Annotated in this window: 1 protein-coding gene; it reads right to left on the bottom strand. The window is 50.4% G+C overall.

The features are described 5' to 3' along the window. Positions 1 to 57 precede the first annotated feature (57 nt). The coding region (locus tag JAO32_RS19860; RefSeq protein ID WP_334243631.1) for a hypothetical protein at positions 58 to 254 on the bottom strand (197 nt) is incomplete at its 5' end.

Here is a 254-nt window from a genome sequence, read left to right as displayed (position 1 = left end):
GCTACTTCGGTCAACGGAAATGTAACGCGAGGCTGTTATTGACGATCTAGACGATTATCAATAATCTTCGTTCGCTTCACCGAAACACTTTCTGGAGACCTTAATGTTCGGACGCAAATTCCCCCTTCGATCGCGTGCCTTTGTGTGGGCACGGCCTTCGCGCATGCTCAGGAGTATCGCGGTACTTTGAGCGGAACCATAACCGATGCGGCGGGCTATAAAATCCCCAACGCTGAGATTGAAGCTAAGAGTCA

The organism is Terriglobus sp. ADX1, from assembly GCF_036877645.1.
Taxonomy (GTDB): domain Bacteria; phylum Acidobacteriota; class Terriglobia; order Terriglobales; family Acidobacteriaceae; genus Terriglobus.
This window is presented reverse-complemented; position numbering and strand designations above follow the sequence as displayed.